This is a genomic window from Senegalia massiliensis (assembly GCF_009911265.1).
Classification (GTDB): Bacteria; Bacillota; Clostridia; order Tissierellales; family SIT17; genus Anaeromonas; species Anaeromonas massiliensis_A.
Map to the genome: position 1 here is coordinate 318667 of NZ_QXXA01000005.1, position 11165 is coordinate 329831.

The following is an 11165-nucleotide window of genomic DNA, read 5'->3' on the forward strand; positions in this document are numbered from 1 at the left end:
TATTACTTGTTCAAATATTCCTTTGAATTTTCAAACTCACTACTGGTTTTATCTTCAACTATTCTTAAAAAGTCTTCTGTAGTAGCATTTTTAAATTTAAATTCTTCATAATATGTTTTTAGTATATCATATAGTTCTTCTTTACCAAATTGTTCATTTATATCATGTATCATCATTGCTCCACGTGAGTATACTAAAGGTCCATAATCATTCCATCCTGCAAATTCATTTAATGATTTCAATATATTTTTGTCTTTTATAAACTCTTTTGATATTTCATAATTATTTTCAATCCCATTTTTATAGTAATCATTAGCAGTATCCTCACCATATTCTTCATAGGCATAAATATATTCAGAATAAGTTGCAAGTGATTCATCTAGCCAAGCTTCATCTATTTCATCATTCCCAACTATACCATACCACCATTGATGTGCTATTTCATGAACTATTACAAGCTCTAAACTTCCTATTTTTTTCTCATTATAATAATCATCTCCTATATATACTATGCCTGGATACTCCATTCCACTAGGAAAACTAGTTTGAACTACAGATAACACACCATATGGATATTCTCCAAATATATTATTAAAATATTTTAACGAACTTTTAGAAAAGTCTATTGCTCTTTGTTTTACAGCTTCACTTACACCATCAAGAAAATATAGATTGATTGCAGTCTTATCGTAATTTTTAGTTATTTTTTCAAAATGACTACTAGCTACCCATGCAAAGTCTCTCATCAGTTTTGCTTCTATATCCCATATTTTTTTGTCACCTTTTATTTTCTCATCTATTATATTTCCACTTGTTGCAATTACTATATCTCTTGGTGCTTTTATTTTTACATTATAATTGCTTACATCACTATAAAAAGGATCTCCTATACTATAATAAGGATCTAGATTCCAACCATCTTCATCATATACTGCTGCAATTGGATACCAATTACCAAAATTAAATGTTTTATCTCCATATCCAAATCTATCTTGTGCTGGTGGTAATTTAACAGTATATTTCATAGAAATATCTATAGATTCACCTTTATGTAACTTTTCATTTAGATCTAATTTGAGTATTGTATTTCCTTTTCCTATAAGTTTGTAATTAATCTTATTTCCATTTACTTTTACTTCTTCTATATCTATATATCCTTTTTCAAATCCATTTGGATATGCAGTTTCAAAACTATCAAATAAAAATGGAGCTGTTTCTCTTTTTTTAAATGCATTTGGATATACATGAAAATATACATTTTTTAAATCTACATTTTCTTTATTTATATAAATTGTTTCTTGCTCTGCATGATATTTTTTATCTTCAGGAAAAAATTCTACTTCAATATTATATTTATCTATTTTATTTATATCTAAGTTATTATAATCATCTGTAATTAATGTATTAAAATCTTCTTCTTTATCTTCTTTTACCATATTTTCAATAGGATTTTTTGAACAAGCTGTGAATCCTATTATTATGATAGTAATAATTAATAGAATTAATACCTTTTTTATAATTTTCAAATCATCACCCCTGATATATTTTATAATTAGTATAAATAAGAGAGCTTTACGCTCTCTTAAATACTATGCTTTTTCTATTTTTTCTATTCCACCCATATAGTTTCTTAAAACTTCTGGTATTTCAACAGTTCCATCACTATTTTGATAATTTTCCAATATAGCTGCTGTAGTTCTACCAAGTGCAAGACCTGAACCATTTAATGTATGAACATATTCTAGCTTATTAGTATCTTCATTTCTATATCTTATATTTGCTCTTCTAGCTTGAAAATCTTCAAAATTACTACAAGAAGATATTTCAACATATCTATTATAACTTGGCATCCAAACTTCTAGATCATATGTTTTTGCTGAAGAAAAACCTAAATCTCCTGTACAAAGTTCTACTACTCTATATGGTAACTTCAAAGCTTTAAGTATTTTCTCAGCATCATTTGTTAATTTTTCTAATTCATCATAAGAATCTTCTGGTTTTGAAAACTTAACTAATTCCACTTTATTAAATTGGTGATTTCTTATAAGCCCTCTTGTATCTCTTCCTGCTGAACCTGCTTCTTGTCTAAAACATGGAGTATATGCTGTATATTTTATAGTTAAATCATCTTGACTTAATATATCATCCCTATGAATATTTGTAACGGGAACTTCTGCTGTAGGTACTAAAAATAAATCTTTTGAAGGTATATTAAAAGCATCTTCTTCAAATTTAGGAAGTTGACCTGTACCTGTCATACTATCTCTATTTACTAAAAATGGAGGAATTATTTCAGTGTAACCTCCTTCTCTTGTATGAGTATTTAGCATGAAATTCATTAAAGCCCTTTCAAGTGATGCTCCCATACCTTTATATAGTGAGAAGCGTGCACCAGTTATTTTAGATGCAGTTTCAAAATTCAATATATCTAAGTCTGTTCCTATATCCCAGTGAGCTTTAGGTTCAAAGTCAAAACTTTTAGGTTCAAGTACTTTTCTTATTTCTTTATTGTCACTATCGCTATCTCCTATTATCACTTTATCATTAGGTATATTAGGTAGCATTAATAATTTAGAGTTTAATTCACCCTCTATTTCTTTTAATTCTTTATCCATATCCTTAATTTTAGAAGATAAATTTTTCATCTCATTTAAAACTTCAGATATATCTTTACCCTCTTTTTTAAATTGAGGAATCCTTTTAGATACATTATTTTGTTCTGCTTTCATATTTTCTACATCTTGTAATATTTGTCTTCTTTTTAAATCTAGATTATATACTATATCTACATCAAATTCACCTTTTCTTTTAGAAAGTGCTCGTTTTACACCTTCTTTATCATTTCTAATCATTTTTACATCAAGCATTTTTTTCATCTCCTTTTTTATTTAAAAATAAAAAACCTCTCGTCCCTATCTATATAGATAGGGACGAGAGGTTAAAATTCCCGCGTTGCCACCCTAGTTGACTTTACAGTCCACTTAGTACACTTTAACCCGTGCATGGTTTACCTTTTAGATAAAATGCTAAGAGGTGGATTCAATAATATATATCATCGATTCTCACCAGCCATCGACTCTCTTTAAGATATAAGATTATTTACTATGTCTCTTAATTGCATATAACTTTATTATTTTAAAATATAACACATTTTTAACATTTATTCAAGCCTTTTAAAATTCTTTTAATATATTATATCTATATTATAAATAATTATACTAATTAATTTTTATTCTACATCTTCTGATGGTGATTCTTCTTTTGGTTCATCTGAACCTAAGTTTTGATTTAGTTTATTTAATACAGATTCTAATTCCTCTATATATTCACCATATTTTGCCCAATCACCATTTTGAGATGCTTTTTTAGCTTTATTAAATAATTCATTAGCTTCTTTTACTATATTATCTAAGCCTTCAACAGGTTTTTCTTGATCAGTTTTCTCCTCATCTTCTACATCTGTTACTACTCCATCTTTGTTTTCTTCTTTATTTATATCACCAAATATTTTTGATAAAGCAGTATCAAGATCTTTTTCCATTACTATTTGATCTTTATATGCTACAATTACTCTTTTCATTTCAGGTATATTATTTTCATTTGCTGCTTGAATATATACTGGCTCTACATATAATAATGAGTTTTCAATAGGTATAGTCATTATATTTCCTCGAAGTACATTGGAACCTTCTTGTGACCAAAGAGTAAGCTGAGGTGATATATCTGAATCTTGATTTATTTTTGATTCTACTAACATTGGTCCATTAACTGTTATACCTTTTGGGAACCTATATAAATAAAGTTTTCCATAATCTTCCCCATCATTTCTAGCTACAAATAAACTAGTCATATTTGGCTTTGTAGCAGGAGTATATGGAACAGTAAGTAAAAATTCTACATCTTCTTCTTCAGGTAATTTAAACATTTTATAATTAGGTTTGATTGGTTGTTCTTCTCCCATATAAATTTCTTGACCTATATTCCATACATCCTCTGAGTTATAAAATACTACTGGATTTTCCATATGATAAGTTTCATATATCTTTGATTGTATAGAAAATAAATTTTCAGGATATCTTATATGACTAAATATTCCTTTTGGCATCTCATTAGATGACTTAAATAAATCTGGGAATATTTTTTCATATGTTTTTATCATAGGGTCGTTTTCATCAAAAACATAAAAATCAGTATCACCATTATAAGCATCTACTACTACTTTAACCGAATTTCTTATATAATTTGTTGCACTTTTTTCACTAAATGGCTGTGAATAAGGAAAATTTGAAGTTGAAGTATATGCATCTATCATCCAATATAATTTACCATCATCTTGATTTGCAACAATATATGGATCATCATCATACTCTAAAAATGGAGCTATTTTTTCTACTCTTTCTTTTATATTTCTATTTATTATAATTCTACTATCATTATTTATATTACTTGATATTAGCAATTTTAAATTTGCTTCTTTTATTGCATAAAGAACTCTATTGATTCCACCTAAACTTATTCCTGCTGTTCCTTCATAAAAAACTTCTTCATTATCAGAACCTTTAGGATAGTCAAATTCAGGTTCATCTGAATTTATTACTGCATAATTTTCAGTCATTTCACCAAAATATATTTCTGGTCTTTCTATTTTTAAATCCGTACTTGTAACAGGTGGTATACTGTTAACAAGTAAATTTGGTTGACCATTTGGAGCTACTGAATTTACTGGAGATAATACAAAACCATATCCATGAGTATATTTTAAATGTTGATTTATCCAAGTTTTAGTTTTTAATTTAGAAACATCCATCTCTCTAGCAGATAAAAATACTTGAGTATATTTTCCATCTATCATATATCTATCCGTATCTACTCCATTAAATTTATAATAATATCTTATGCCTTGTAATTCATTATATACTTGATTTAATGGTTGATAATCATTTATACGTATATTTTCTATAGTTTCTTCATTATTTATTATATCTTCTTTAGTTAAATTTTGTTCTACTGGAAATTCTTTTTCCTTAACATCTTTTAAACTATATGCTTCTTGGGTCATATCTATATTGTATCCAATATATTCACTTTCCTTTGAAATTTCATCAGGTTCTACTATAAATTGTTGAACTAGTCCTCCTGCAACAGTTCCAAGTATACCTATGGTTATCAATAAAACTGGACCTGATAAAGCAGTTTTTAGTTTCCTTTTATATGATCCATAAAGAATAGTAAAAGCAGATATTAATGATAATATTGCCATTATTCTATATTGCCAAAGTGTAATATTTATGTCTGTAAAACTTGCTCCATATGCTACTCCTCTTGGGGAATATAATAAGTCAAATGTATTTAAATAATAGTTTAACCCTATTATAACAAAGCCTATAAATCCAAATACACCAATTTTAAACACCGCTCTTTTAAAAATATCTTTCTTTATTATATCTTTAATTGTTTGTTTATTTTTAAATTTATTCATATCTAATACATTTTCTGGCCTTTTTATATTAGGCTTTCTTATAGAAAATAGTAATAAATAAAAGACTACTGTTGATACAGCTAAAACAAATAACAAAAATAAAACTAATGATATTATCTCTTTAAACAATGGTATCTTAAAAATATAAAGACCAACATCATTATTAAATATAGGATCTTTTAATCCAAATTTAGATGAATTTATAAATTGTAATATGTTAAGCCAAAGCCCTCCTGCAAATGTTATAGATATAAGAATAGAAACAAGTGCAGAACCTATACCTAGTGCAATATTTAAATTTCTTTCTCCACTTTTTGGAGGATTAATTTTTGCCTCTTTATAATAATTTCTTTTAGAAGATATAAAATAAAAATATATCGAAAAGAATAATACTAGAAATAAAGGCACTCCTATAGAAACTTGTGTAGTTAATTTCTTTAAAAATGTATCAGTATATCCAAGTTCATTAAACCATTGATAGTCTGTTACAAAAGCTACAATGCTAGTTAAAGAACTAAATAATACTAGTAAAATAGCCACAACTATAAATAAAATAAATTTTGTTTTATTTTTCAATTCTTAACCCCCTTCCTTATTATTATACTACCCAATTATATATTATTCAATTTTTTAACTTTCAATTCTCATATCATTAATTTTTATTAATCCTTTCTTTTTCATCCAACTAGATATTATTAACGTAATTATTGCTGGCAATATAAAATGTAAAATTAGTATACCTACTATTCCAGTCATACCCATTGTTTCTAATGTTGCAAATTGTCCTACTAAACCACTTGTACCCATACCTGCACCTAATTTATTATTTTGCATTTCAAATACTACAGTAGATATAGGGCCAAGTATTGCTGAAGCTATTATAGGTGGAATCCAAATTCGTGGGTTTTTAATTATATTTGGTATTTGAAGCATACTTGTACCAAAACCTTGAGCGATAAAACCTCCTATACCATTCTCTTTAAAACTCATAACAGCAAAGCCAATCATTTGTACACTACAACCTACTGTTGCAGCACCTGCTGCAAGTCCTGAAAGTCCTAAAGATATTGCAATAGCAGCACTACTAATAGGTAAAGTTAACATTATTCCCATAAGAACAGAAACCAGTATTCCCATAGGTATAGGATCTTGTTCTGTAGCTATATTTATAATAGTACCAATTCCTGTCATGAATTTTGATATTATTGGTGCTACATATATACCTGCTATACCTCCTAAAATAATAGTTAAAGCAGGAATTAATACAATATCTACTTTAGTTTTACCACTTACTAATTTAGAAAATTCAGCACCTATATATGAAGCTACTAGTGCACCAACAGGTTCTCCTATTATTATTAATGTAGTTCCATCTACAGTTTTTAATGTTCCTGCGCCTATAGCACCTGTTATAATTGATGCAAAGATACCTAAAGGTGGTGCGCCTATGGAACTAGCTACTGCTGCACCTATGGCAGGACCCATCATAAATTGAGCAATACTGCCCATATTTATTAGTATTTCTAATTCTAATAAAGTACCTATCTGCTTCAATATAAGCCCTATTATTAAAGATGAAAATAATCCTAGAGCCATTCCATTTAATATTTTAATAATATAGTTTTTCATAATAACCCCCATTGAAATGTATTTACTGCTGTCTTGTCACTACATTTAAAAATATATCACTTTATTATCATTCTAGCAAGAAATTTTTATATTTTAATTTTTCTTTTATTTGAGAAAATACCTCTTCATTTGGAACTCTTATTGTATGAATATGTACTCCTTCTGTAAGTGTTGCTAAAGTACTTGCATTATTTTCTTTCATGTTTTTTATAAAATCTTTTACATCTTTTCTTGAAGAAATCATAAGTTGACCTTTAATTTCCCCATAAACTGGGTGTTCTACTATAACATCTAACACCTTTGCTCCTAAATCTACAATTATATTTAATTCTTCTTCAATATTTTCATCATCCCTATGAACTGACACAATAGTTTTTTCTAAGAAATTGTTATTATCTTTTATAACCATATATCCATTAGGTGTTGCCATTATTTTTTTACCTTTAGCTCTTAGTATTGCTATATCTTGAACTATAACTTGTCTGCTTACATTAAATTTATCTGCTATAATAGCACCTTTTATAGGATTATTTTCTTTTATTAACAATTCTAATATCTTTTTTCGTCTATTATTTGAATCCAATATATTCACCTCAATTTCATTATAACATAGATATAAGGCTAAGGATAAATATCCCCTTAGCCTTATAAATTAATTAACTAAATATTTTTTCATATTTTCTGGTACATCTTGTTTTTCACATTCTACCGATATAATAAATTCTGTTTCATTATGTTTATCTATTACTCTTAAATATTCTATAAATTTTTCTAAAAGATAAAAGTCAAGTTCAATCATTTTATAAAGTCCATCAATATAAACTTTTTGCACATCATAATCGCTGGCTACAATACCACATAAAAGGCCATAGAAGGTATTAATTTTATCTATATTAAACTCCATGGCATTAATATATCTTATTTTATAATTTAACTCTAAAGAATGCTTGTTTGTTGCCTCAATAAATACAACTCCACCTGTAACATTTTCAGCACTATCATTTGCCATATTAATTAATTGTTTAGTTTTTCCAGAACCTTTCTTTCCACAAATAAACTTAACCATTTAAATTAACCCTCCCAATTAAATTTTTAAAAATTTTAATTAAAATGTTCTTTAAATATCCTTACCTTTTTTTTGTTCTTTAAAGTCTAAATCTAAGTTCTTAATTTTATTAATTATATCATTACTCTCATTAAAATAGAATACTTTTTCAGAATTAGTATTTATATATATATATTCTTTATTATTATCTTTTAAGTCATTTAAAGAAATATAGTACATATTTCCATTGTGTTCTGCAATTAATTCATTTTCTTCATTTAACATATCTAGTAATAAATCTAACATTTCCTTTTCCAAAAAATCATCTCCTAATGAATATTATTTATCCTGTTGTTTCATTTTATATTTGTTTTTGTAAAAATAAAGACATAAAATTTTAATCTGTATGTATCTTATATTTATGATATACTATTAAATATTGAAGGAGGTAAACACTTTGAATCCAAATAAGAAAAAAACATATACTATAATAGCTCTTATAGTAGTTGGTGTAATGATACTTTCACCTATATTATATATGATAACTACAGCATTTTCCACATCAAATACCCCTGTGACTCAAGATGAAAATCCTGATATAAAAGATGAAGTAACTAATAAGACTGCTTTAAAAATAATTGATATGCATGAAAATTTAGATCAATATAAAGATAAAGAAGTTTCAATGGAATTACAATTTTTTTTAACAGGAGAGGAAGATAAATTTTCTTTAGGGGTAATAGATTCCTTCAATGGAGAAGAAATGCTATTTAATATATTAGCTGAAACAAAAGATCATAAAATTCCTGAGGGTTTTAAAAATTACGATAAAGTAAAAGTTAATGGTACTATAAAAGAATTAAAAGAAACTCATGAAGATCATAACCATAATGTTCCTTTAATGATGGTAAAAAATATAGAAAAAATAGAACAAGAAAAAAAGGATAATTAATTATCCTTTTTTTCTTGTTCTTCTATAATATTATCTATTAAATCATTTTCTAATATTAATTGACTTTCCTTAAACTCACTTATAGCTTTTTCATAGCCTTCTCTACATTCTTCTATGTCTATAGGTTCTTTTGTTTTTCTATCCCATGCCATACTATTTTCAAATATTCCATCTTTAGACATTTTAAACACTTTATCATCATCTATAAATGATCCTAAAGGTACATAATATTGATTTAATACAAATCCTTTTTTAGAATTAAACAAATCTCTACCAAATCTTTTACCTTTATTATCTTCTATTCCTGCAAGATTTAAGATTGTAGGCATTAAATCTACTTCTCCACCTACTATTTCATTTGTTTCTTTTATATCACTGCCTGGTAAATTAACTATAAGTGGAATATTCATATATTCATCAAAACGATATTCATAACCTAAAAATTCGCTCATTATTTTTCCATTTTCAGCTCTAGTAGGATACAATCCTGCATGATCACCATATAAAATTATAATAGAATCTTCATATAATCCTTCTTTTTTAAGCTTTTCTATAAAGTTTCCAAATGCTTTATCAGCATAATTTATGCTTTGTATATAGTTTCCAAATATAGTGTTTTCGTGTTCCTTTTTTAATTCTAATTCTATTAATTCTTCTGGCATATCATATGGGTGATGGCTAGTTATAGAAATTACTGTTGAATAAAATGGTTTTTTTGCTTCTTTTAGATAGTCTACTGTTTGATCAAAAAAATCCATATCATTTAAACCTAAATTTATAAGATCTTCTTTTTCATCATATTCAAAATCTTCTAGAGATATAAAATTATCTATACCAAGATTAGGATACATCTCATTTCTATTCCAAAACTCTTTATCATTTCCATGGAAAGAGTAAGTAGAATATCCCTCTTTTTTTAATATCTTTTGAAGTGAATAATAATAATTTTCCTTATAATGATTAAATACAGATAAATCATTTGTTGGATATAATGAAGTACTCATAACAAACTCAGCATCTGAGGTATTTCCTGGTCCTACTTGTTGATAAAAATTATTAAAATATATACTATCTTTAGATATTAATTTATTTAAATTTGGAGTTATTTCCTTACCATTGTATTCTCTGTTCATTAGAAAGTTTTGAAGGGATTCAAATTGTACTAAAATAATATTTTTTCCCTTTGCTATTCCATGATATTTTTTATTTGTTTTTTTATTATTTTCATCATTAGACATGTTTTCAACTTTATTTTTTAAATCTTCATCTGCTAATGTTTCTTTTTCCTTATTAGTTAGCTGAGTATATGCATCATATATATGGTATGTAAATATACCATAATTATTATATGCATAAGTTGTATTTCCTTTTATAAATAAAATAGGTGATAAAAACATTATTAATAATATTGAAACTACAGATATTGTTATGTTCTTTCTACTAATTTTTAATCTATTATGTTCTATATTTCTATTTTTCAAGTAAATTCCCAATGGAATTATATCTATTATCATAAAAAAATATATTGGTCTCAATACAAAAAATATACTTTTCCATACTGTAGGAACATTTCCTACAAATAATAACATAGTAATAGAAGGTAAAAATCCATAATATTGATAATATACTAAATCTGCAAACAATATTATTCCAACAACAGCATGTACAATAAAAGCTATTAATTTTATGTTTTTAGGCTTACACATAAACAATAATATATATATAAACGATATAGTTGGAATGGTAGTAATAAATGCAATAATTATATTTTTTTCAATTGTAAATATGTATAAAAGTAATACTTTCAGTAATGAAAAAATAAACATAAAAAGTATAATTTTATTCATCTTTATAGGCTTTAAATTAGATGTATTTCTATTAAGCATGACTATCTCCTTCATTTTTGATAAATTAGAAACATTACATCTTTTATTATACCCTATTTTTTTCTATTTCTACATTAAATTCTCTTTACAAATTATGATATTAAAAATAAGCATAAAAAAACCAGCAACGTCCTACTCTCCCAAGGCGTTACCACCTAAGTACCATCAGCGCTG

Annotated in this window: 9 protein-coding genes and 1 other annotated feature; of the genes, 1 reads left to right on the forward strand and 8 read right to left on the reverse strand. The window is 26.3% G+C overall.

Annotation, left to right across the window (positions count from 1 at the left end; all coding sequences use genetic code 11):
• Nucleotides 1-2: 2 nt before the first annotated feature.
• From D3Z33_RS05750 to D3Z33_RS05780, 7 genes are all read right to left on the reverse strand, one after another.
• A complete protein-coding gene (locus tag D3Z33_RS05750; RefSeq protein ID WP_243153423.1) occupies nt 3-1526 on the reverse strand; it encodes a M1 family metallopeptidase in 1524 nt (507 codons plus the stop codon).
• A gap of 63 nt (nt 1527-1589) precedes the next feature.
• Nucleotides 1590-2867 carry a serine--tRNA ligase gene (gene serS / locus D3Z33_RS05755; RefSeq protein WP_160196810.1) on the reverse strand — a complete coding sequence of 426 codons (1278 nt, stop codon included), beginning with the start codon at nt 2865-2867 and terminating at the stop codon, nt 1590-1592.
• A 56-nt stretch (nt 2868-2923) separates the two neighbouring features.
• Nucleotides 2924-3125: a binding site (T-box leader), on the reverse strand.
• Between the two features lie 104 nt (nt 3126-3229).
• Entirely contained in the window at nt 3230-6055 is a 2826-nt protein-coding gene (locus D3Z33_RS05760; protein ID WP_160196811.1) for a UPF0182 family membrane protein, read from the reverse strand.
• Nucleotides 6056-6109: 54 nt separating this feature from the next.
• Nucleotides 6110-7108, reverse strand: a complete 999-nt coding sequence (locus D3Z33_RS05765; RefSeq protein ID WP_160196812.1) for a PTS transporter subunit IIC — start codon at nt 7106-7108, stop codon at nt 6110-6112.
• A gap of 67 nt (nt 7109-7175) precedes the next feature.
• The gene (locus tag D3Z33_RS05770) at nt 7176-7691 is read right to left on the reverse strand and encodes a transcription repressor NadR (RefSeq protein WP_160196813.1); all 516 of its coding nucleotides are present in this window, start codon (nt 7689-7691) and stop codon (nt 7176-7178) included.
• Nucleotides 7692-7760: 69 nt separating this feature from the next.
• The gene (locus D3Z33_RS05775; RefSeq protein ID WP_160196814.1) at nt 7761-8174 is read right to left on the reverse strand and encodes a hypothetical protein; all 414 of its coding nucleotides are present in this window, start codon (nt 8172-8174) and stop codon (nt 7761-7763) included.
• 51 nt (nt 8175-8225) lie between these two features.
• A complete protein-coding gene (locus D3Z33_RS05780) occupies nt 8226-8471 on the reverse strand; it encodes a hypothetical protein (RefSeq protein ID WP_160196815.1) in 246 nt (81 codons plus the stop codon).
• Between the two features lie 139 nt (nt 8472-8610).
• On the opposite strand from D3Z33_RS05780, the gene D3Z33_RS05785 reads away from it, so the two are divergent.
• Nucleotides 8611-9105, forward strand: coding sequence for a hypothetical protein (locus tag D3Z33_RS05785; RefSeq protein WP_160196816.1), 495 nt, complete (start codon nt 8611-8613; stop codon nt 9103-9105).
• Here the strand turns inward: D3Z33_RS05785 and D3Z33_RS05790 are convergent.
• Nucleotides 9102-10991 carry an LTA synthase family protein gene (locus tag D3Z33_RS05790; RefSeq protein WP_160196817.1) on the reverse strand — a complete coding sequence of 630 codons (1890 nt, stop codon included), beginning with the start codon at nt 10989-10991 and terminating at the stop codon, nt 9102-9104. The genes D3Z33_RS05785 and D3Z33_RS05790 overlap by 4 nt on opposite strands.
• Between the last annotated feature and the right edge of the window lie 174 nt (nt 10992-11165).

What these genes read in the sequence shown, in the direction of transcription:
- serS (WP_160196810.1), bottom strand. Translation starts at nt 2,867, where the DNA reads ATGCTTGATGTAAAAATGATTAGAAATGATAAAGAAGGTGTAAAACGA.
- D3Z33_RS05765 (WP_160196812.1), bottom strand. Translation starts at nt 7,108, where the DNA reads ATGAAAAACTATATTATTAAAATATTAAATGGAATGGCTCTAGGATTA.
- D3Z33_RS05775 (WP_160196814.1), bottom strand. Translation starts at nt 8,174, where the DNA reads ATGGTTAAGTTTATTTGTGGAAAGAAAGGTTCTGGAAAAACTAAACAA.
- D3Z33_RS05790 (WP_160196817.1), bottom strand. Translation starts at nt 10,991, where the DNA reads ATGCTTAATAGAAATACATCTAATTTAAAGCCTATAAAGATGAATAAA.